The sequence below is a fragment of the Chryseobacterium sp. 1B4 genome, assembly GCF_036631475.1.
In the GTDB taxonomy this organism is placed as follows: Bacteria; Bacteroidota; Bacteroidia; order Flavobacteriales; family Weeksellaceae; genus Chryseobacterium.
This window is the reverse complement of sequence record NZ_JAPNUF010000003.1, coordinates 108,173-124,913: the sequence shown is the minus strand read 5'-3', so window position 1 is coordinate 124,913 and position 16,741 is coordinate 108,173. Positions and strand designations below refer to the sequence as shown.

The 16,741-nt window shown below is 34.2% G+C and carries 39 protein-coding genes and 1 tRNA gene; 3 read left to right on the top strand and 37 right to left on the bottom strand.

All coding sequences use genetic code 11. The features are described 5' to 3' along the window. Positions 1–30 precede the first annotated feature (30 nt). The 3 genes from OWR28_RS02525 to OWR28_RS02515 all read right to left on the bottom strand — a co-directional run bounded on the left by OWR28_RS02525 (position 31) and on the right by OWR28_RS02515 (position 1,541). A tRNA-OTHER gene (locus tag OWR28_RS02525) sits at positions 31–129 on the bottom strand. Positions 130–633: 504 nt separating this feature from the next. Further along, on the bottom strand, positions 634–990 hold the full coding sequence (locus OWR28_RS02520; RefSeq protein WP_332385354.1) for a hypothetical protein: 357 nt from the start codon (positions 988–990) through the stop codon (positions 634–636). Positions 991–1,163: 173 nt separating this feature from the next. After that, a complete protein-coding gene (locus OWR28_RS02515) occupies positions 1,164–1,541 on the bottom strand; it encodes a DUF1064 domain-containing protein (RefSeq protein ID WP_332385353.1) in 378 nt (125 codons plus the stop codon). Positions 1,542–1,784: 243 nt separating this feature from the next. Here OWR28_RS02515 and OWR28_RS02510 point away from each other — a divergent pair, with 243 nt between their 5' ends. After that, positions 1,785–1,919 carry a hypothetical protein gene (locus OWR28_RS02510; protein WP_332385352.1) on the top strand — a complete coding sequence of 45 codons (135 nt, stop codon included), beginning with the start codon at positions 1,785–1,787 and terminating at the stop codon, positions 1,917–1,919. 193 nt (positions 1,920–2,112) lie between these two features. Next, entirely contained in the window at positions 2,113–2,379 is a 267-nt protein-coding gene (locus OWR28_RS02505; protein ID WP_332385351.1) for a helix-turn-helix transcriptional regulator, read from the top strand. 41 nt (positions 2,380–2,420) lie between these two features. Here the strand turns inward: OWR28_RS02505 and OWR28_RS02500 are convergent, their stop codons facing one another. From OWR28_RS02500 to OWR28_RS02435, 14 genes are all read right to left on the bottom strand, one after another. Then, a complete protein-coding gene (locus tag OWR28_RS02500) occupies positions 2,421–2,795 on the bottom strand; it encodes a hypothetical protein (protein ID WP_332385349.1) in 375 nt (124 codons plus the stop codon). Beyond that, complete coding sequence (locus OWR28_RS02495; protein WP_332385348.1) at positions 2,792–3,019, bottom strand: hypothetical protein; 228 nt, start codon at positions 3,017–3,019, stop codon at positions 2,792–2,794. Before OWR28_RS02495 ends, OWR28_RS02500 begins: the two co-directional genes overlap by 4 nt. A gap of 94 nt (positions 3,020–3,113) precedes the next feature. After that, entirely contained in the window at positions 3,114–3,374 is a 261-nt protein-coding gene (locus OWR28_RS02490; protein ID WP_332385347.1) for a hypothetical protein, read from the bottom strand. 7 nt (positions 3,375–3,381) lie between these two features. Next, positions 3,382–3,585 (bottom strand): flagellar FlbD family protein, encoded by a 204-nt coding sequence (locus tag OWR28_RS02485; protein ID WP_332385346.1) that lies wholly within the window; start codon positions 3,583–3,585, stop codon positions 3,382–3,384. Positions 3,586–3,589: 4 nt separating this feature from the next. After that, positions 3,590–3,934, bottom strand: a complete 345-nt coding sequence (locus OWR28_RS02480; protein ID WP_332385345.1) for a hypothetical protein — start codon at positions 3,932–3,934, stop codon at positions 3,590–3,592. Next, a complete protein-coding gene (locus OWR28_RS02475; RefSeq protein ID WP_332385344.1) occupies positions 3,931–4,443 on the bottom strand; it encodes a hypothetical protein in 513 nt (170 codons plus the stop codon). The genes OWR28_RS02480 and OWR28_RS02475 overlap by 4 nt, the downstream gene beginning before the upstream one ends. A 159-nt stretch (positions 4,444–4,602) precedes the next feature. Further along, positions 4,603–4,785 (bottom strand): hypothetical protein, encoded by a 183-nt coding sequence (locus OWR28_RS02470; RefSeq protein ID WP_332385343.1) that lies wholly within the window; start codon positions 4,783–4,785, stop codon positions 4,603–4,605. Positions 4,786–5,160: 375 nt separating this feature from the next. Beyond that, a complete protein-coding gene (locus OWR28_RS02465; protein WP_332385342.1) occupies positions 5,161–5,406 on the bottom strand; it encodes a hypothetical protein in 246 nt (81 codons plus the stop codon). A 44-nt stretch (positions 5,407–5,450) separates the two neighbouring features. Continuing rightward, a complete protein-coding gene (locus tag OWR28_RS02460) occupies positions 5,451–5,813 on the bottom strand; it encodes a hypothetical protein (RefSeq protein ID WP_332385341.1) in 363 nt (120 codons plus the stop codon). Positions 5,814–5,862: 49 nt separating this feature from the next. Further along, a complete protein-coding gene (locus tag OWR28_RS02455) occupies positions 5,863–6,240 on the bottom strand; it encodes a YopX family protein (RefSeq protein ID WP_332385340.1) in 378 nt (125 codons plus the stop codon). A gap of 5 nt (positions 6,241–6,245) precedes the next feature. After that, positions 6,246–6,578: a hypothetical protein gene (locus tag OWR28_RS02450; protein ID WP_332385338.1), complete on the bottom strand. Its 333-nt coding sequence runs from the start codon at positions 6,576–6,578 to the stop codon at positions 6,246–6,248. Continuing rightward, on the bottom strand, positions 6,568–7,389 hold the full coding sequence (locus OWR28_RS02445) for a hypothetical protein (RefSeq protein ID WP_332385337.1): 822 nt from the start codon (positions 7,387–7,389) through the stop codon (positions 6,568–6,570). Before OWR28_RS02445 ends, OWR28_RS02450 begins: the two co-directional genes overlap by 11 nt. Positions 7,390–7,509: 120 nt before the next feature. After that, entirely contained in the window at positions 7,510–7,749 is a 240-nt protein-coding gene (locus tag OWR28_RS02440; RefSeq protein ID WP_332385336.1) for a hypothetical protein, read from the bottom strand. Between the two features lie 35 nt (positions 7,750–7,784). Beyond that, on the bottom strand, positions 7,785–7,958 hold the full coding sequence (locus OWR28_RS02435) for a hypothetical protein (RefSeq protein ID WP_332385335.1): 174 nt from the start codon (positions 7,956–7,958) through the stop codon (positions 7,785–7,787). A gap of 145 nt (positions 7,959–8,103) precedes the next feature. Between OWR28_RS02435 and OWR28_RS02430 the strand changes: the two genes are divergently transcribed. After that, positions 8,104–8,253 carry a hypothetical protein gene (locus OWR28_RS02430; protein ID WP_332385334.1) on the top strand — a complete coding sequence of 50 codons (150 nt, stop codon included), beginning with the start codon at positions 8,104–8,106 and terminating at the stop codon, positions 8,251–8,253. A gap of 71 nt (positions 8,254–8,324) precedes the next feature. Here the strand turns inward: OWR28_RS02430 and OWR28_RS02425 are convergent, their stop codons facing one another. The 20 genes from OWR28_RS02425 to OWR28_RS02330 all read right to left on the bottom strand — a co-directional run bounded on the left by OWR28_RS02425 (position 8,325) and on the right by OWR28_RS02330 (position 16,681). Next, on the bottom strand, positions 8,325–8,597 hold the full coding sequence (locus tag OWR28_RS02425) for a helix-turn-helix domain-containing protein (RefSeq protein WP_332385333.1): 273 nt from the start codon (positions 8,595–8,597) through the stop codon (positions 8,325–8,327). Further along, complete coding sequence (locus OWR28_RS02420; protein WP_332385332.1) at positions 8,594–9,514, bottom strand: hypothetical protein; 921 nt, start codon at positions 9,512–9,514, stop codon at positions 8,594–8,596. Before OWR28_RS02420 ends, OWR28_RS02425 begins: the two co-directional genes overlap by 4 nt. Beyond that, positions 9,486–9,704: a hypothetical protein gene (locus tag OWR28_RS02415; RefSeq protein WP_332385331.1), complete on the bottom strand. Its 219-nt coding sequence runs from the start codon at positions 9,702–9,704 to the stop codon at positions 9,486–9,488. The genes OWR28_RS02420 and OWR28_RS02415 overlap by 29 nt, the downstream gene beginning before the upstream one ends. 2 nt (positions 9,705–9,706) lie before the next feature. Next, on the bottom strand, positions 9,707–9,835 hold the full coding sequence (locus tag OWR28_RS02410) for a hypothetical protein (RefSeq protein ID WP_332385330.1): 129 nt from the start codon (positions 9,833–9,835) through the stop codon (positions 9,707–9,709). Continuing rightward, positions 9,807–10,088: a hypothetical protein gene (locus tag OWR28_RS02405; RefSeq protein ID WP_332385329.1), complete on the bottom strand. Its 282-nt coding sequence runs from the start codon at positions 10,086–10,088 to the stop codon at positions 9,807–9,809. The genes OWR28_RS02410 and OWR28_RS02405 overlap by 29 nt, the downstream gene beginning before the upstream one ends. 234 nt (positions 10,089–10,322) lie before the next feature. After that, positions 10,323–10,601: a hypothetical protein gene (locus OWR28_RS02400; RefSeq protein WP_332385328.1), complete on the bottom strand. Its 279-nt coding sequence runs from the start codon at positions 10,599–10,601 to the stop codon at positions 10,323–10,325. Positions 10,602–10,676: 75 nt separating this feature from the next. After that, entirely contained in the window at positions 10,677–11,105 is a 429-nt protein-coding gene (locus tag OWR28_RS02395) for a helix-turn-helix domain-containing protein (protein WP_332385327.1), read from the bottom strand. A gap of 233 nt (positions 11,106–11,338) precedes the next feature. Beyond that, entirely contained in the window at positions 11,339–11,515 is a 177-nt protein-coding gene (locus tag OWR28_RS02390; RefSeq protein ID WP_332385326.1) for a hypothetical protein, read from the bottom strand. Then, positions 11,512–12,000 (bottom strand): hypothetical protein, encoded by a 489-nt coding sequence (locus OWR28_RS02385; RefSeq protein ID WP_332385325.1) that lies wholly within the window; start codon positions 11,998–12,000, stop codon positions 11,512–11,514. Before OWR28_RS02385 ends, OWR28_RS02390 begins: the two co-directional genes overlap by 4 nt. A 124-nt stretch (positions 12,001–12,124) precedes the next feature. Continuing rightward, the gene (locus OWR28_RS02380) at positions 12,125–12,376 is read right to left on the bottom strand and encodes a hypothetical protein (protein ID WP_332385324.1); all 252 of its coding nucleotides are present in this window, start codon (positions 12,374–12,376) and stop codon (positions 12,125–12,127) included. A 16-nt stretch (positions 12,377–12,392) separates the two neighbouring features. After that, positions 12,393–12,917 (bottom strand): recombinase RecT, encoded by a 525-nt coding sequence (locus OWR28_RS02375; protein WP_332385464.1) that lies wholly within the window; start codon positions 12,915–12,917, stop codon positions 12,393–12,395. A 76-nt stretch (positions 12,918–12,993) separates the two neighbouring features. Next, complete coding sequence (locus tag OWR28_RS02370) at positions 12,994–13,266, bottom strand: hypothetical protein (RefSeq protein ID WP_332385323.1); 273 nt, start codon at positions 13,264–13,266, stop codon at positions 12,994–12,996. A gap of 12 nt (positions 13,267–13,278) precedes the next feature. Continuing rightward, positions 13,279–13,575 (bottom strand): DUF8468 domain-containing protein, encoded by a 297-nt coding sequence (locus OWR28_RS02365; protein WP_332385322.1) that lies wholly within the window; start codon positions 13,573–13,575, stop codon positions 13,279–13,281. Continuing rightward, positions 13,572–14,030, bottom strand: a complete 459-nt coding sequence (locus OWR28_RS02360) for an RNA-directed DNA polymerase (RefSeq protein WP_332385321.1) — start codon at positions 14,028–14,030, stop codon at positions 13,572–13,574. Before OWR28_RS02360 ends, OWR28_RS02365 begins: the two co-directional genes overlap by 4 nt. After that, on the bottom strand, positions 14,003–14,521 hold the full coding sequence (locus tag OWR28_RS02355; protein WP_332385320.1) for a reverse transcriptase domain-containing protein: 519 nt from the start codon (positions 14,519–14,521) through the stop codon (positions 14,003–14,005). Before OWR28_RS02355 ends, OWR28_RS02360 begins: the two co-directional genes overlap by 28 nt. 214 nt (positions 14,522–14,735) lie before the next feature. Further along, positions 14,736–15,110, bottom strand: coding sequence for a hypothetical protein (locus tag OWR28_RS02350; protein ID WP_332385319.1), 375 nt, complete (start codon positions 15,108–15,110; stop codon positions 14,736–14,738). A gap of 10 nt (positions 15,111–15,120) precedes the next feature. Then, positions 15,121–15,576 carry a hypothetical protein gene (locus OWR28_RS02345; protein WP_332385318.1) on the bottom strand — a complete coding sequence of 152 codons (456 nt, stop codon included), beginning with the start codon at positions 15,574–15,576 and terminating at the stop codon, positions 15,121–15,123. 124 nt (positions 15,577–15,700) lie between these two features. Continuing rightward, positions 15,701–15,886 carry a hypothetical protein gene (locus tag OWR28_RS02340; protein ID WP_332385317.1) on the bottom strand — a complete coding sequence of 62 codons (186 nt, stop codon included), beginning with the start codon at positions 15,884–15,886 and terminating at the stop codon, positions 15,701–15,703. After that, positions 15,883–16,200 carry a hypothetical protein gene (locus tag OWR28_RS02335; RefSeq protein WP_332385316.1) on the bottom strand — a complete coding sequence of 106 codons (318 nt, stop codon included), beginning with the start codon at positions 16,198–16,200 and terminating at the stop codon, positions 15,883–15,885. Before OWR28_RS02335 ends, OWR28_RS02340 begins: the two co-directional genes overlap by 4 nt. Before the next feature lie 82 nt (positions 16,201–16,282). Beyond that, positions 16,283–16,681: a hypothetical protein gene (locus tag OWR28_RS02330; RefSeq protein WP_332385315.1), complete on the bottom strand. Its 399-nt coding sequence runs from the start codon at positions 16,679–16,681 to the stop codon at positions 16,283–16,285. Positions 16,682–16,741 lie beyond the last annotated feature (60 nt).

The window sequence follows — 16,741 nt, the reverse complement described above, 5'->3', positions numbered from 1 at the left end:
AGTTCCTACTGCATTAAATCAAATCACTAGTTCGGGGTACAGGACTCGAACCTGTACGAGGGAGTTACTGGCCGATAACTATATTCCCTCAAGACTCCATCTCATGCCTACCAATTACATCAACCCCGACATTTTAAAAGAACAGACAGGATTCGAACCTGTAACGCTTAGTCTATCCAGTCGTTTCGGTATTAATTAGTCGCCTTCAAAGCCTTTAACCGAATATATACTTTGGGGTTTACTGTTGTATGTTTCGAACCAATTCACAGCAAGTGGTACTACAAGTGTACTCCAAACTAATTAATCAATGAGGTATCGAACCTCGCCTAAGTCATTCTGCCTATGCAGACGCGTATACCAATTCCGCCACTGTTCTTTATTGTGGAAATCGAAGGACTTGCACCTTCATAAATGTCGCCTACTCTGTATCTCGGACTAAAAACCATTTATTCTATCGGATTTCCATTTCCAGTCTTCCCCGGTGCCAACCATAGTTGCAATATGGATTTTCTGAATATTAATGTTAAAAACAAAGGCAATAATCCTCTCACCCTTCTTTTTGCTGATGCTCCGGACTCGAACCGGATTCTGTGTAGTGTTATCACCCGCCACCGCATTACCTATATGCTAGCATCACGTTTTAATTGTCTCAAAATAGAACTTACCACTGAAAGGCTTTTCAATTGAAATATCAAAGGCGTTCGCCACCTCATTCATATATTCAATTCGCTTTTTAGTCCTATCCACTAATGTTTTCTTTGGCAGTTTTGCTAATCTTATATGGAAATTAGACATATATCGTCTGAATGATTCAACATCTAAACTTCTTTTGTAATGATTAACAATTTTTAAAGCAGGTAAAAGATTTTCCATATTATCAACCTCTTTTAGTTTCGCATTTACTTCTTCAACGCTTCCACAACTATAATAAGTATTATATAAATGTTTACATTTACTAACTGCATGATCAACCTGCCAATCATCATTCAATGCCTTGCCTGTGTATGCGCATAATCCATTGAACTTTTCAAAAACCTCAGTTCTTTTCTTTTTGTCATTTCTTTTAACTTAAAAAACACCAAGCACCCTCCTCCATCAACCAACTCTCCTTCCCCTCTGCACTCATCATCTGTGCTTGGTAATTCAACAACAATTAACATATCTTACTTAACTAAAACAAGTTTCGGCACAACTCCTCCAAACTGCCTATTTCCAATATCTTCAAGCTGTGCCTCTGTCATTTTCCACTTCAACATCCAGTCCCTTGTTTCAAAGCCCTTAACCTCATGTAGTTCCACTTCATCTTCTTTCGTTACAACACAGAAATCAACCTTATACTTGCATATAAGTTTCTCATTACAATAAAGCTCTATTGATTTTTGTTTGATGATTTCTTTAATATCCCCAGCCTTTAATCTCCATTGTAGTTCCATATAGTAAGAAGCCTCTCTTTTAGAATCAAAAGTATACCCATCAACCTTTTGCTTTACCGCTTTATACTTGTTCCTATTTTGATACTGCTTACTATATCCCACACTCATAAGTCTTTGCTTTACAGTAAAGTTACGAAAATAAAAGTGTCAACGCAATATCTATCAAACTTTTTTATAGTTTTTACTAACAATTTTTATTTATTAATCTAACTTATTTAGAATTGAAATAAATTGTAATATTATTAGAAATATTTGCTTGCATATTTACTTGCGTATTTGCAAGTTTTAAAAATAGTTTGTATCTTTACATCGTAATAATAAAACAAACAATAACAATTAAAATCAAACATTATGAACGCATTAACTTTTGACCAAAAAATTGAATCTCAAATTGACTTATCTAAAAATGGAATATTTGAAGTTTTCGTAAACGAAGGAGAATTGATTGAATATTGGAGGCTTGATGGTAATAAAAATCAAATCTAAACAAAAAATGTATGTTGCAGTTTTTGAAGGTGAGACTTTCGGGTTATCATTTGAGAGAAGAAGAGCTATTTCTAATTTACTTGAAGCAGCTGGTGTTGAATCATTAAATGAACTAGAAAGCCTTTAAAAATAAAGCCCTCTGAATTGAGGGCCTATTTGTAATAATAAAACTTTAATTTAAAATTAAAATCTTATGGCAAATTTCGATAATTCAGCCGAAGTAGGCAAACAAATGTTCTTTAAATTCATAACTGATAGAAGAAAAGAAAAAAGGTTAACACAATTACAACTAGCAAAACTTATCGGCATTGATGAAAGTACCTTAGTTAGAAATTTGAAGAATGAAAGCGAAATGACTTTTGCTACGTCTTTGAAAATATGCGGAGCCCTTGATTTAAGACCATTCTGGATTCCTGCTGAACTGGACAAAACAGAATATCAACGTATATTTTTCAGTTAAAAACACCCCTGTTAATTCAGGGGCTTTATTTTAATATCCTGTTAAGACTGTTCTATTTTAATTCTTCCTTGTGTAGTAAAGTAAAGATTCTGTAACTGGTGTACATATTTTATTTCAAACCTGTAATATTCATCAAGAAACCGATCAAAAGGGCACCATATTTTATGATTTCCTTTTCTGTAGAACATTGGCTTATCAGAAAGAATTGGTTCATCGGATGTATAACCTAGCTTAATCAGCCACTCTTCTGTTAGTTCTACAGGCTTCAATCTGTCCAGCTCAACAATACCAGATGGATATTCTACACCAAACTCCATTACACAGGCGTTTTCAAGTCTAAACCATAATATTCTTACAATTTTATCTTCACCCATTAATGCCAGGTTTCCCAAACGTAGTTCTTGTGGTGCTATCATGAGTTCTTATTTTTGTATTTAAAATAATGGAGCGCAAGGGTTAAAGGCTCGCATTCGAATTCTTCTCCACGATTAATCCAGAAAGTTCTATCATACAAAATCCAACCATTTTTTAAAGTATCATCTGCTGTTAGAAGGCTATCATAGCGTGCTACTCTCTCTTCTATCTTTTCAATATGTTTTTTTTGAATTCCAAATGTTATTTTGATTTTCTTTTCTTCCATAATTCTTGTTTTAAGTGCCACCCTAAGATGGCACGGGGTTAAGAGGTTTTAATAAGTTGAATTCTATCCAATTCAGCGGCCAAAAAAGCTCCTGCTACTCTGTACCTGTAATTTTTATCAGCTGATGCTTTTTCAAAATTCTAATAAACCATTCCTTATCCCAATTATCTGGCTCCTTAATGTACATTGCAGGTTTGCCTTCCAGTGATAATAGTGAATGAGCTGCATAAGCTAATTGCTCTTTATCATACCATTCAGGATGCTCAATACTATGTTGTGCTGTAAATCCATGTTTGCCTATTTGCTTTTGTCTTTCTTCGGCGATAAGCTCTACGCCTGTTTTTTGATTTTCCATTACTTTATTATTTATTGGTTAAAGTTGCTTTTCTTTTTTGTTTTTCTACTTTTTCATCGACTTCCTCAAAACTTTCAAATACTCTAAATTCAGTTCCTGAGTTCATTTCTATCCAAGTCCCATTTTTTGGTAAATCAGTCCCTCTATATCGCCTAATTTCATTTATATTAAGTTCAATAGAATTTCCGTGCATTTCTAAAAGTTCTATCATTGTATTATTGTTTTGTTTTTATAAGTGAGTGAAGGAAGTTTATTAGCTCAGGGGATTGGTCTTTTAAATAGGGTTCCGAGAGATTCCACTTAGCGAGTGAAGAAATATAATATCCTCCACGTTCACATACTACTTCTCCAATACCTCCATAGAAATCAATTACTAATTCTGATTTCGCTGTAAATGACAACCAGTCGATGACATCGTTAAGCATTGGAGGTTCGGGAATCAGTAGTTTTTCTGTATGCCTATATCCGTTAGACTCATCAAATAATTCGAATTCATCTTCGTATATCAGCCTAGGCAGTTTATTCCAAATCTCCCGGGTTAGTTCTCCTAGTTCTTTCATAAGCCTATTTGTTTTAAAGCGGAAGGGGTTAATTCAATATCGAACTCTACTAAACTTTCAATATTAGGATAAGAATTCACATTTTCCCATGTAGCACCTACGGCCTTTGAACATCGCATTATTATCAAACCATTTTTCCGAATTGCTATTGAACCAAGACCTATGTCTTCAATCTCAAACCCTTCAAACAAAACCTTTTCTTTGGCTTTTTCCCATACTCTTAAAGCTTCATGATACTTATCTTCTCCACCATCATACATCCATCCCGATTGCTCTTCGGGAGAACAAGATTGATGGTATCCATATTTTGAAGGGTATGGTCTTACTATAACATTTTCATGATCATCTACAGGAACAAACATTCCCAATGTGGTGTACTGATTAAGGAATTCTGCATATTTGAAAAAAAGTTGCATCAGCTTTCCGGTCTTGAGTACTGTGTCATTCATATGGAATTCAGTATTCCCTTTATGCTGCAGAACGAATTCTGTCATTGATGTTAGTTTCATTGTATTTTGTTTTCGGGATTAATGATTGATTTCACAGATTTTAAAACTCTTTGCCTTCTTTTATTTCAGCCTTCCTAAGCAATACATATTCTTCTTCATCCATCATTCCCAACTCATTCTCATGCTCATGTAGAATACTTTTTACTGTTTCTACATTTCCTAAACTGGCAGATATTCTCTCTGCTGTTCCTCCTGTACGAGGTCGCAGGCTAAAAAAGCATGTTTTAGAATGTCTTCAGGATTTTTGAGGGTAATGTAATCTGAAATTATTTCTATGAAATTTTCATATCCGTTTTGAACTGCATACTCATCAAATATGCTCTGTTTCTCTTGGTGACTCATATTTCATATTCTTTAATGGTTAGTTCTAATTTCACACCTCTTAAGGCTTTATTATCAAACAAAAACTTACAATCGGCTGTATTTCCATTATAGTGACTAAACCAGCAATACAAATCATCATCACTGTATGGATAAGTACCATATATTTCGCGTCCTTGATGATATGAAACAATTCGTTTTACTTTCATGGCTAGTTTTCTTTAATTTTAATCCAACCGAAACTCACAAGATCTTCAACAGATAATCCCATCCATTCAGTAGCAAATCCGTTACTTCTTAACCAATCCAAACAGTAACCATCAGTAATTTCAATAGCTCCGGAAGCATCTTGATCACCATAAATAAAATCGAATAAAATTTGACCATCACCAAGTTTTACATTGTGGGCTGTTGACTCGTAAAACTTTGCGATTTTACAAGCTCTTCATCAGTAATTGATGAAAGAGGTTTGAGTTCTAAGTAGTATTCATTCGCAAGCCAATGGTTTAATATTTTATCTTTTGCGTTAAAGTAAATTGGATCAAGAATTTTTATTTCTCCTTCATACTCCTTACATGTAAAAACTTTCTGCCAAATATACTGAGCGAAGAACTTTGCTTTATTTTCTAATGTATTTTCCATTGTGATTTAATATGAATTAAAAGGCCCCGAAGGGCCGGGTGTGATTAGCATCCACAGAATGAAACTTGTTTTGCCTCATATATCTTTTCTGGATAAGAAGCACTGCTGGTATTTGCTACATAAACAGTAGTCCAGGTTACTCTAAATTGCATACCATTAACCCAAACACAAGAATTGCCAGTCGGATAAGCATAATCAGTATGGCAAGAAATTACAGCATCATTAGGACCAGGAGGTTCAAGACTCTCATCCTTTGGAATTCCAGCCCTTGATGACTGGCCTTTTGCGTCATTTTTAACCATTTGGACGGCGATTTCGCTGTTGTCTTGTGTAATGTCTTCTCTTTCGTTTTGGCACGCAGCCAGTGTGATCAGTGCTAATGCACCGATGAAAATTTGTTTTTTCATTGATTAAAATTTTAAATTATTTCCGGAAAGAATACGGTCCGGGTTCCGTTTATTTTAGTATGTCTGGATTGCAGTAGATTTCAGCAGAATTTCCATTTAGTAAATCAAACAAAGGAGCAAATCCTTGGGATCGTTCATATACGCACCATTTACCTTCATGCATTACAATATCAGCTAAACCTTCTCCACAGCCTTTGATTACTATCTTAACAGAATTTTCACCCTCATATATCTCTACTCCGTTTTTGTCTTTGAGTCCGGTGTACTGTCCGACTGTTTCGGGATTCACTTCCCATTGATAATAGTCATATGCATTTTCGTAAAGCTCTATACTTTGGATTACAGGACAAGGATCATAATTAAGTAGCGAACCATAAACCCAAATTCCTGAACCTAGTTCATTTCCTCTAAATTGAATTTTTCTCATATTTTTTACTTGTTAAGAAAGTTCCTGATTTTATCACAATCTTCTTTATAAAAGTCAACAACCTCATATTCAGTCGTATTTTCTAATCGGTTTAATGCCATTGATAGCACCTCCTTCATCTCCTCCTCATAGTCTGGAACTTCTTCAAGATAGTGAGTTGTATCATAAAATGTTTGGAATTCACCATTCTTGAAAAAATGTCGTTCCATATTATATTCTGTAGACAGTTTTTGAGAATTTAAATTCCTTGCATTTGGATTATCTACCCAAAGGAAATATCTGCCCTCTTTTTCCGGCAGCCGATCAGCTACTGATACTTTAATGTATTTAGTTTTCATTGATCTGCGATTTTAGATAAGCTAATCTTTCTTCAAGTTCTTTAACTTGTCTTTCAATATTTGAATTTTTCTTAGAATTGTAAGCTTTTAGCTTTTCATCATTTAAGTTCAATGCAAACTTTTCAGCAGTTTTTAAACTGTAATCATTATATTCTTTCTCTTCGTCAAATTCTTTTTGTATAAAAATTAAAGCCTCTTCTTTTGATTTAAAAAACATCACGTCCTTATCGTTTCCACTGCCATCGCTATATTCATTGATCCTAAAAACAAGACTGCCATCAGATCTACCATAAAGAGATAAAAGTCTCATTGAATCAAACCTTTTTCTACCCCAAGTACTTTCATACCTATCAAGTAAGTGGTTAACCCCTGCTTCATTGAACTTTTCCAAATGCCATTCATTATAATCTCTAACAAACACCCATTTTTCAGAATCTGAAATAAAATCAGCTATTTGATTAACCACCTTTTTAAATTCTTCTTCTCTAGGTTCTTTTGCAACATTTCTTAACCATTTTACACGGGCTGATAATGAATCATAAGCTAAACTCTTATCTCTGTCTAATTGTTCAATTCTCGCGTCCCAGTGCTTTTTATCTTTTTCATATCGTGTTTCAAGCTCTATCAATTTTGATTCTTTCCAAGACACAGCAGGAGCATCATGTAATGATTTTACTACGAAATTTTCACCAGATGGTATTTCATTTCCATTTACCAGGAAAATTTCTTGAACTATTTTTTCTTGACTGTTTAAGTTTCCAACGACAATAACTTTTTTACCATCGGTAGTGTATTTGTATTCTGTACTCATAATATTTTGGATTTAAATTTTTCATAAAAACCCCGGCACAGTGGAACTTCTAAAACCAGAAGCCGGGGAAAACTAATAACCATGATGGCCGTTATAGGTGGCCAGCCTTGTTAAACACTTCTAAAGTTCTCCGTCTGCTGCTTTTATTAGCAACTCAGAGTCTTCAACCATTCTTTTTAAATCTTCAATCGTAACGTAGTGAGTCTTTCCTTGTACACCATGATATTCTGTTACTATTCTAAAGTATTCTTTAGTATTCTTACCTCCTTTTTTTCCAAATCTCACAAATTCTAATGTGATTTTTTTCCCTTTTTCTCCTGACTTAAAAGTAGTTTCTGATTGTGCAGTTAATTTTGCCATGTTGTAAATTTTAATTGTTGTTGATTTTGCTTTTGTTAGTGATATTTAATTGTTGATTTTTCCCCAGATCCGTGCTTTACTCCCACTGCATCAATTCCCAAAAAGGTTTTTGATTTAACTTCTGTCTTAGCAGGATTTAAAATTGCTGCCGTTGTTAATCCTCCAATTAATAATAAAGTGTAAGCGATGATGATTAATGTTGTTTTCATATTGTTTGTTTTTGTTGATACAAATGTACAATTATTTTTGTACCGTGCAAATTATTTTGTACATTTTTTTATATCTTTGCTGTATGACAGTTGAAGATTATTTAAAAATCATTGTAAGGTTGACCTTTCGCACATTGCAAGTAGAATGTGGCCAACAAATAAGAACGCTGCTGCATACTTAAGCAGAAAGCTAAATAATACTGATGGAAGATCTTTTTCCAAGAAAGATGCAGTTAAGGCTTTGGAGGTTTTAAAAGAACTTTCCATTGAACTTAATGCTTTGACTGTTGAGTAAAGCTTTCTTCTTTTCTCAACTCCTTAAACATCTCACCCACAGTCTTAACAGGCTTCTTTGGCTTTTGTGATTCAACAAACGACATTAATGCAGAATCTCTTTTTAAAGGCTTCGTATTTTTTGATGAATTCATTTTCTTCAAACTCTTTAATTTTATATTTAAACCCTTTATCAAACTTGGAAAGATCATTGTACATCCTTAAGTGATAAATAACTGTTGTGTGATCTCTACCTATCTTCATTGCAATTCTGTGCAGCGATAATCCTTTTTCCCGGAGCCTAAAACAGTAAATTCTTAGATCATCCAGTAAATCAGTTGGCGTTCGGTTAACTTTTGTTTTCATTTTCGTAATGATTCTCCTTTTAATTCAATGATATTGTACATTTCAAACAATCGGTCATAATTACGCTCTCCATAACGTTTAGCGAAAGCTTCTAAAGTCGAATCAATACTTTCTCCTTCGTAGTTTAAACTAATAATAGTCTTTGCCCGGTTGGAATATCTTTTTTCAAATATTTGCTTGAATAATTCAACCTTTCCGAAGTTACTAGCTACCTTCTCCGTCATTACGTCATCATAATACCTGAAACCCTTTGAATGTTTTTTCCAGAACTGATCCCAGACATAGTCTTCACCTGAATGTTCATTTCTCTTAATACCTTCAAATTCGCTCACAACATCGTTAGTCGTGCAGAATGAAAAGTATATATCATACCAGCGTAATTGCTCAAATTCACCAGCTTTATTTTTAATCCTAAAAGCATTATCCCTGGCATATTTGAAAATATTGTGAAACGTTTCAATTATTGATGTTTTCCCAATGCCGTAAGATCCAATAATCATAAGCCCTTTATTCATATCAGGTTGACTTTTGAATGTACCATCTGAATTTTTGCATAACAATGGTGACTTATAAAAGCTTTTATTACCGATGAAATATGACACTAACGTTCTTGCTAGCTTTCTTGATTCAAAATCATTTAGAGATTCGTCAAATTCTTTTACAGAAATAAACTTGTAATTTTCAACAAACGCTCCATAGAAATATTCTGGATCAATTGGTTTTAACTCCGGCTTTACAAATTCCTCTTTTGGCTTATTCTCATTAACAAATTCAGTAAATGCCTTGCCGTACTTTTCAAAATCTTCCAGATATTTCTTTGCAATCGGGTGATCCGGATTTATCTTCAACATAGCGTCAATTGCTGCGCTTTTTCTTGGAGGCAAATATTTACCTTCTTCTTGCTTGTGAACTTCCATTTTGTGAATTTTGATTAAATGGTTTCAAATATGGGATTACATTTCGAAGTTTATTCTTCCAGCCTTCAATTGGTTTTTTATGACCATCCTTCCAGCCAGCTTCAATCCATGAGTTATATTTAGCCGTTACAGCGAAGCTATAGGGTGTAAAATCAACTTTTAATTCATTTTGGTAGATTTCCCTAGCCACATTCAAAAAGAGTCTAAATCAGGCGGATTTGATTTTTCTTTTTTGGCGGAACTTTTTTCTTTTTCTTCAGCTCCGGAATTTACCTGTTCTGATGGCTTATCTTTATTTTCTTCTGGAAATAAATTTTCCAATTGATCTAAATTTTGGGAGTGGGCTCCTTTTTTCTCCTTCCTCTTCTGTTTCTTCTTCGTTTCTACTTCTCTTCGTTTCAGGCGGCGATTCGCCGCGAGTTGCTGCGAGTTGCTGCGAAACGTCATCTTCGTTTGGTTTTGGAAATGTATTTCTCATATTTCTAAGTCTCTGACCAAAGTTTAAAATCGTCAAATACTTTTTATCGTCCACCACGTAGAAGGCGATCATACCGGATTCTTGAAGTTCATTCATCCATCGGGTAATGTCGGCTTCTCTATAATCTTTAGGGGGAAACAAAGTGATTTTACAAGTTTAACGTTGGCATGGAAGTTTCCAAAATCATCCGCCTTCATCATCAATCTAACAAACAAACATTCAGCATTAGAAGATATAGTGTTTACTTTTTCACTGTCGGTCCAGTCTCGTAATATTCTTTGCGGCATATCTTCATCTGAATAAATTAAACTCCTGGAATAATTTCAGACCTTACGATAGCGACTGTATGTCTTTTTCTTCGCTGGTGAAAACTCCTTTATGAGGCCTATATCCTACAATCTCAGTAATTACATGTAGTCTTCCTTTATGATCTCTAAAGTCGTCACCAACATTTATTTCTTTTTTGCTCATCAGATCTATGCTACTTGTTCCATCCGGATAATCAAATAATCTGAAATGATCTGATTTGTACATAGGCTTCTTCTGCTTTTCTCCTTCTGAAAGGTTAATGTAATCCTCTAGTTTGCTGTTTAATATTTGTGTATTCATATTTTCAATTTTTATTCAACTATAATTCAATTCGGTAATTACCATGCTAAAACATCATTAATGCATGGTAGTTTTTTAAAGCTTATCAATAGCTCTTTGTATTCTAACTATTTCAACTTCTTCAGGCTTGTAGTAAAACCGCTTTCCTACTTCTTCACCTTGCAAGATTCCATTTTTTCTTAATCTGTTTACGAATGGGATAGGAACTTGTAATATTACCGCTGCTTGCTTTGCAGATAATAATCGATCATTTGGTCTTTCAATCTTTGGATTTTTTGACCTTTCTTTTTCCAGCTCAATAGTGTACTGGCATTCGCCGGGGCTTGCAAATCTTGCCGGACGTTTTAGAGTTTTTGCGTATATCAATGTTGCTGTGGCATCGAGCATGCCTAGTGCTTTTGAAACTCTACTATTAGGTATACTATCACCAGGGACATAACCTAATTTCTTACACAGGCTTGCTTTAATTACCTCTATTTCTGGGATTGGTTTTGGGTTTTTCATTGGTTTTCTTTTTGTCGTTTTCGATTCGGATTAAGCGTTTTTCGTTCCATTTGAATAGGCCGTTGCTGTCACGGCCAGTCCAGCATCCGTCTTTTTCTTTCATTATGCTACTTTAAAAAGTTGTGAGGACATCTCAACGGTCAAATTGTTAAGTCTTTCTCTGCAAAGTTTTATTTGCTCATACAAAGCTTGAATTGATTCTTTGGAGTATTCAAGCTCAAAGACTTTTATTCTCAGTTCTTTCGGAATTTCAAAGAAATCAGTGAACCACTTTTTTCTATTGACATTGATTCCTGGCATAATTCATCTAATCCCTGTTCGGTATAAATCATATTGGTTACGGCTTCGACAACTAAAGGAATTCGGTCTTCTTTGACGTTTCCGTTGATGTCGTAGATTCCTTGTTTCAATCTAACCGCCTTAATTCATCAACAATGATTTTGTTTGGAGTATCTACAAGTGCATATACAAGCTCAGCTTCTTTGATTCCTGTTAACTCCATGTATCCCTGTAGTTGCCATTCATAATCCTTATTTCCGATAACCGTTTCATACATTGGGAATGAATCCAAAGACCAGCTGTTTTTCATATCACGAACTTTCTTCTGAACATTATCCGGTGTACCGTGAATGAATTTGTTTTTGTAATACTTTTGATTCTTCAGAAATAAAGTGTTTTTAACCTCAGAATATAGAGTGATCGACTTTTCTTCTACGATAATTCCTTTTTCAATAAACTTATTTGAGATCTGACGGTCACGTTTCATGAAAAATCCTTTATGAATATCAGCCAGATGTGTTTCTACACTTTTAGACAGTTCCGGCTTCTCTTCTTTCTTCCGGATCAGATCTCCCATCTTAATAACCTGTTTGTCGGTAATTTTTCCAGCCAACATTTTTGATCTGAGTTCCGAAAGTTCTTTTTCTTGATTTAATGTTAAGGCTGGTGATACCCCAACCATTAACTTTCCTAATTGAGAGCATCTGAATAAATGCTCATTAAAATCAACTACTTTCATATTAACCTATTTGGAGTTCGTCTTCTCTAGCTTCGTAGTAGAACATTAGTTGTTCTGGAACACTTTCTTTAAGCTGTTCTAACGCTTCCAGTGTATTGGCTTTGTCAATAAAAAGCTTGATTCTCTTCTCTTCTTCATTTACGTTTTCAGCCTCAATGTCGATAGTATTTGAGTTATCCACATAATCATAGTTTCCTTCTTCTTTTTGAACACTTTGGTCTGCCAAGTGAGCTGTTTGCATTTCGATTGACATAATCCCCACTTTGAGATCATATTCTTAAGAACCGTCTTTTTGCCATAGCGTGAAACTGTTCTTTATCGTTCCATGGAGACATTGAGCCTTTGCCGTATGATTGAGAATACTTTTTAGCGTGCTTTTCAATCTCATTTCTGGACCAGTAAGTCAGTTTCTCCATTCCGTTATTTAGTTTAAAATAAGATGCATATCCAACAATTTCACCTTCTCCGTCTTTATTGAAATCCGCATCTAACTCTTCGGTAAGCCTGTTAAATGATTTGAATTGATTTTCGTAAACCTCTGTTACGTTAATAGCTTTGTATTGCCCGGTTCTTAAGGCTAACTGAACGAATCCTTTCCATCCCATTTGAAATTGCGCTTTTCCTTTGTATGGAACTATCCATGCGAAACCTAAATTCGGGTCAATCGGGAGATCTAAAACCGCGGCAGTTGCTGCAGCATTATAAACCGTCATTGGGTCTGCGTTCTGAAGTAACTTATTTCCGTTTACGATCTGAAGGACAGAAGAAATAAATCCCTGTGCTTTTTTCCTAATAGCTTCTCAAACTTTTCCTGAACATTAGTTTGGTTGAAAAGCGTTAAGGCTGATTTTTGATTTGTTGCTGACATGATTAATTAATTGTTTTAGTATACACGGCATATGAAGTACGTCCGTGTTTTTTTGATGAAATTTGATAGATTAACTGCTTTGCTTTTAGCTCTGAGAAACGCCCTGATATTGTGTGTATCGGAACTCCCAGTATATTGGCGATGTCTAAGGTTGAATTAATACCGTCTACTTCATTTAAAACCCTATCCTGCATTTTTGGAATTGTCGCCTTTACCTGTTGGAATGCCAGTTTGGAATTTGCGTTATTCCGCCCCCGGCTGTAGTCTATATCCATATCTTCATTTTATTATTCGAATTGAAACATTTGATCTTCTTGAATTATAGTTGTTGTAAATGGAAACTTTTCTTTTGGAACTTGTTCTATCATATCCATTAAGGTTTTAGATCCAGTGAACACAACTTCCTTTTCTTCTTTTCTGCTAATTTGTAATGTCAGGTACTTTGTGCCTGGCTTTTTTTCAGAATCTTTTATTTTAAAATCATGAACAATTATTTCTGTATTTAAAATTTTATTTATTCTAACTTTCTCACCCACAAAGGCATTTATTATTGGTTTTATATTAAATTCTTTAAAACGGTTCATATCAGTAGTTTTTTAAGTAGATTTTTAGAATTGCAATGTTTAGCCCATCCATAGTAAGAGGCGATTGATTCCTTCTTTGGATTTTTTCTAAGCATTTTTGCAAATCGTTTTTTTATTGATTTTCTAAGCAAAGTATGTGTATGGTAATGAACATATCCAACGAAATCGATTCCTCTATTTTCAATTGGGAAAATCTGCCAGTTACGTTTTACTTCAAGTCTTAGATTATTGGATAGATATTTTGTGATAATTTTCAATATTTCGTGAAGGTTTTCCTTGTCATTATTGAGAATCACTATATCATCTGCATATCTGAAGTAATATTTAATTTTTAAATTTTCTTTAATCCAATGATCAAAAAATGTCAGATAAAAGTTTGCAAAATATTGACTAAGATAATTCCCTATTGGTAATCCAGGGGCGCTATTTATAATCTCATCCAGTAGCCAAAGCAAATCATTATCTTTAAATTTTTTCTTAATAAAATTTTTAGAATATCATGATCAACACTCGGATAAAACTTTTTAATATCTAGCTTTAGACAATACTTTGTTTCTTCTACATTTTTTAAGGCTTTTCTAAGATTAAATGAAGCTTTATGGATTCCCCTACCTTTAATACAACTATATGAATCGGCAGTAAACACTTCCATGAATATTGGTTCAAGAACATTCATAATAGCATGATGCGTAATTCTGTCTGGGAAATATGGCAGTCTATAAACTTCTCTTTCTTTAGGTTCAAAAACTTTGAAAATATCATAATTTGATGTTTTATATTTTTTATCAACCAGTATGTTATGAAGTTTCCAAATGTTGTGATATGGATTTAAATTATGTTTTATTACTCCATATTGATTAGACTTTCCTTTTTGCGCCTTTCCATCTGCTATATTTAAATTCTCTAAACTGACTATTGTCTGATATAAATTCCCTATTCTTTTCATATCCTTTGCTTTTAAAAAAGTCGTGTTCACATTTGTTACCAACGCCTTTTAGAATTTGTTGTTTTTTACCAAGTGGTATGGTTTGTAATGTTTTTATTTTTTTACAATAGCGGGAGCTGACATTCGAATTCGTATTCCAATTATCGTAGTCGTTGTACGAAAACTCTGAACCCGAAGAAGAACTACAACCATAACATCACACAACCTATTTTTTTTACATTACAAAGTATTCTCTGTACAGATCGATAAATGTTTCACTAACATACCTTGCTAACTCACGGCTTTTAAAGCAAAGGCGGGAGCCGACATGCGAAAGCGTACTCCAAAGATCGTAGTCGCCGTACGAAAACCCCGAACCCGAAGAAGAACCCTCCATATCAAACCATGGGTAATACTTATATTCATTATAGTCATCCCAATTTGGTTTCCAGCCTTCATTCAGCGCTTCTGCAATTACACAAAGCTTATAATGCGCATGCAATGGTTTTTGATAAGATACTGGAATTGCTTCTAAATTTGGTAAAGCGGAATTAATCCCTAATGCCTCACAAGCGTCTTCAAAACTTTTAATTTTCTCTGTAATTTTCATAGTGTGATTTTTAGATAGTCATATATTTTTTATAGATGTCTGTAAATTGTTTCCCTGCATATTCTGCCAGATCTCTGCTCTTGAAGCAAAGGCGGGAGCCGACATCCGAAATCGCATCCCAATAATCGCAGTCGTCGAACGAAAACCCAGAACCCGAAGAAGAACCCATTTTAAACCAAGGAAAGTATTTATACTCATTTGAATTTGACCAATCTGGTGTCCAATCCTCATTTAAAGCTTTTACAATTAACTTAATTTGTCTGTATGCAATTTCATCTTCTTCCAAACATTCAATACCATCTTCAAAATCACCTTCATCTATTCCAAGCACTTCCAACACATCGGAAAAATCTTTAACACGTTCTTTTATGTTTTTCGGTTTTTCTTTGAATGATACAACTCCTGTAGCTGTGTCAAATTTTTCGATTTCGTACCCTTTAGGGATTTCAATTTTTAATGTTTCCATTTGTAGATTATTTATTTTTAATAGAATTTGTTTTTATACCAGTACTGTGTTTTGTACTTTCGGGTGTTAGCGTCTAAAAAAGTGACTTTCTCTCCGAATATTATAGCGATTAGTCTTTTCATGATTACGATTTTTTTAGTGCCCAGTATTCGTTTATAAGTTCCTGACTAAACATTACTGCAAAAGGATTTAAGTTTTCAACAGCGGTTTTGAGTCTCTCAAGCCAAAACTGATCTTTAATCCCTACCGGTTCAGTCACAATTTGTTTTCTTTCGCTGATCGGCTTTTGTAGGTAGTCTGTTATGCTCATATCTCTGTGAGTTGTTTTGGTTTTATTTTTAACCTTTTACTTTGATAATTTCTCTCATATATCACTTTTGCATCTTTGTAAATCCTTTGTTCATTATCACATACAACATAAAGTCTATAGTGCGGCTTTTCAGAATAAATAGACCTACATGCCATAACTGGGAATTCTTTAGTATTTTCAATAACTACAATCTGATACATGTAATAGATTTTTCTTCTTGTTCTAAAATGGAACACTTGCAGTAAATCACCTTCTAATATCTGCTTGCCTGTTTTATCAAAGTAGACATTACTTTTACGTCCTTGTAAATCCATGATTCTTAGTGATATTTTATTAAGTATTCTATGAAGTAATTATACTGTTGGCCGAACCAACGCAGTGTTAAAAGAAGTGTTCTCATGATGCAAGTTTTAAAAAGTTAGACTTATTTTCTGAGAATTTAACCGATGAGGTTCTGAATAAATTGATATTGTGCATTCCGTCAACTGCTCGGCTTCTCCAATAACCCACATGATGCATCTGACCTCCTTTTCTTCCATTTCTATAAGTTGTAAACCAGCGAGCGATCATTCTCTTTATGCGCTTATATCCGGGATTGGATTTTAAAACTATTCCGGAAACCTGACCTAATTCATTCAAAATATGATACTGACCTCTTATTACATGAATCCTTTCTCCATCTTCCAACCACACAAATCCATGAATCATTTCTTTATTAATCCTATAATCAGTTTGCTTGTAAAAATTAAAGCTCTTGATCTTTTTTCCTAAAATTGTTTTTTGTAAATTTGCCATGTTGTGATAATTTTAATTGTTACACGATTTTGCTTAAGTCGTCTGCGCCACAGGCGACTT

What these genes read in the sequence shown, in the direction of transcription:
- OWR28_RS02335 (WP_332385316.1), bottom strand. Translation starts at nt 16,200, where the DNA reads ATGGATTTACAAGGACGTAAAAGTAATGTCTACTTTGATAAAACAGGC.
- OWR28_RS02465 (WP_332385342.1), bottom strand. Translation starts at nt 5,406, where the DNA reads ATGGAAAATACATTAGAAAATAAAGCAAAGTTCTTCGCTCAGTATATT.
- OWR28_RS02350 (WP_332385319.1), bottom strand. Translation starts at nt 15,110, where the DNA reads ATGAAAATTACAGAGAAAATTAAAAGTTTTGAAGACGCTTGTGAGGCA.
- OWR28_RS02445 (WP_332385337.1), bottom strand. Translation starts at nt 7,389, where the DNA reads ATGAGTACAGAATACAAATACACTACCGATGGTAAAAAAGTTATTGTC.
- OWR28_RS02395 (WP_332385327.1), bottom strand. Translation starts at nt 11,105, where the DNA reads ATGAAAAACCCAAAACCAATCCCAGAAATAGAGGTAATTAAAGCAAGC.
- OWR28_RS02515 (WP_332385353.1), bottom strand. Translation starts at nt 1,541, where the DNA reads ATGAGTGTGGGATATAGTAAGCAGTATCAAAATAGGAACAAGTATAAA.
- OWR28_RS02480 (WP_332385345.1), bottom strand. Translation starts at nt 3,934, where the DNA reads ATGAAAGAACTAGGAGAACTAACCCGGGAGATTTGGAATAAACTGCCT.
- OWR28_RS02420 (WP_332385332.1), bottom strand. Translation starts at nt 9,514, where the DNA reads ATGGAAGTTCACAAGCAAGAAGAAGGTAAATATTTGCCTCCAAGAAAA.
- OWR28_RS02505 (WP_332385351.1), top strand. Translation starts at nt 2,113, where the DNA reads ATGGCAAATTTCGATAATTCAGCCGAAGTAGGCAAACAAATGTTCTTT.
- OWR28_RS02455 (WP_332385340.1), bottom strand. Translation starts at nt 6,240, where the DNA reads ATGAGAAAAATTCAATTTAGAGGAAATGAACTAGGTTCAGGAATTTGG.
- OWR28_RS02400 (WP_332385328.1), bottom strand. Translation starts at nt 10,601, where the DNA reads ATGAATACACAAATATTAAACAGCAAACTAGAGGATTACATTAACCTT.
- OWR28_RS02495 (WP_332385348.1), bottom strand. Translation starts at nt 3,019, where the DNA reads ATGGAAGAAAAGAAAATCAAAATAACATTTGGAATTCAAAAAAAACAT.
- OWR28_RS02365 (WP_332385322.1), bottom strand. Translation starts at nt 13,575, where the DNA reads ATGAACCGTTTTAAAGAATTTAATATAAAACCAATAATAAATGCCTTT.
- OWR28_RS02470 (WP_332385343.1), bottom strand. Translation starts at nt 4,785, where the DNA reads ATGAGTCACCAAGAGAAACAGAGCATATTTGATGAGTATGCAGTTCAA.
- OWR28_RS02430 (WP_332385334.1), top strand. Translation starts at nt 8,104, where the DNA reads ATGTGGCCAACAAATAAGAACGCTGCTGCATACTTAAGCAGAAAGCTA.
- OWR28_RS02380 (WP_332385324.1), bottom strand. Translation starts at nt 12,376, where the DNA reads ATGTCAATCGAAATGCAAACAGCTCACTTGGCAGACCAAAGTGTTCAA.
- OWR28_RS02405 (WP_332385329.1), bottom strand. Translation starts at nt 10,088, where the DNA reads ATGAATGAACTTCAAGAATCCGGTATGATCGCCTTCTACGTGGTGGAC.
- OWR28_RS02490 (WP_332385347.1), bottom strand. Translation starts at nt 3,374, where the DNA reads ATGGAAAATCAAAAAACAGGCGTAGAGCTTATCGCCGAAGAAAGACAA.
- OWR28_RS02340 (WP_332385317.1), bottom strand. Translation starts at nt 15,886, where the DNA reads ATGAGCATAACAGACTACCTACAAAAGCCGATCAGCGAAAGAAAACAA.
- OWR28_RS02450 (WP_332385338.1), bottom strand. Translation starts at nt 6,578, where the DNA reads ATGAAAACTAAATACATTAAAGTATCAGTAGCTGATCGGCTGCCGGAA.
- OWR28_RS02355 (WP_332385320.1), bottom strand. Translation starts at nt 14,521, where the DNA reads ATGAAAAGAATAGGGAATTTATATCAGACAATAGTCAGTTTAGAGAAT.
- OWR28_RS02330 (WP_332385315.1), bottom strand. Translation starts at nt 16,681, where the DNA reads ATGGCAAATTTACAAAAAACAATTTTAGGAAAAAAGATCAAGAGCTTT.
- OWR28_RS02345 (WP_332385318.1), bottom strand. Translation starts at nt 15,576, where the DNA reads ATGGAAACATTAAAAATTGAAATCCCTAAAGGGTACGAAATCGAAAAA.
- OWR28_RS02385 (WP_332385325.1), bottom strand. Translation starts at nt 12,000, where the DNA reads ATGTTGGCTGGAAAAATTACCGACAAACAGGTTATTAAGATGGGAGAT.
- OWR28_RS02460 (WP_332385341.1), bottom strand. Translation starts at nt 5,813, where the DNA reads ATGAAAAAACAAATTTTCATCGGTGCATTAGCACTGATCACACTGGCT.
- OWR28_RS02500 (WP_332385349.1), bottom strand. Translation starts at nt 2,795, where the DNA reads ATGATAGCACCACAAGAACTACGTTTGGGAAACCTGGCATTAATGGGT.
- OWR28_RS02425 (WP_332385333.1), bottom strand. Translation starts at nt 8,597, where the DNA reads ATGAAAACAAAAGTTAACCGAACGCCAACTGATTTACTGGATGATCTA.
- OWR28_RS02475 (WP_332385344.1), bottom strand. Translation starts at nt 4,443, where the DNA reads ATGAAACTAACATCAATGACAGAATTCGTTCTGCAGCATAAAGGGAAT.
- OWR28_RS02485 (WP_332385346.1), bottom strand. Translation starts at nt 3,585, where the DNA reads ATGATAGAACTTTTAGAAATGCACGGAAATTCTATTGAACTTAATATA.
- OWR28_RS02370 (WP_332385323.1), bottom strand. Translation starts at nt 13,266, where the DNA reads ATGGATATAGACTACAGCCGGGGGCGGAATAACGCAAATTCCAAACTG.
- OWR28_RS02510 (WP_332385352.1), top strand. Translation starts at nt 1,785, where the DNA reads ATGAACGCATTAACTTTTGACCAAAAAATTGAATCTCAAATTGACTTA.
- OWR28_RS02440 (WP_332385336.1), bottom strand. Translation starts at nt 7,749, where the DNA reads ATGGCAAAATTAACTGCACAATCAGAAACTACTTTTAAGTCAGGAGAA.
- OWR28_RS02435 (WP_332385335.1), bottom strand. Translation starts at nt 7,958, where the DNA reads ATGAAAACAACATTAATCATCATCGCTTACACTTTATTATTAATTGGA.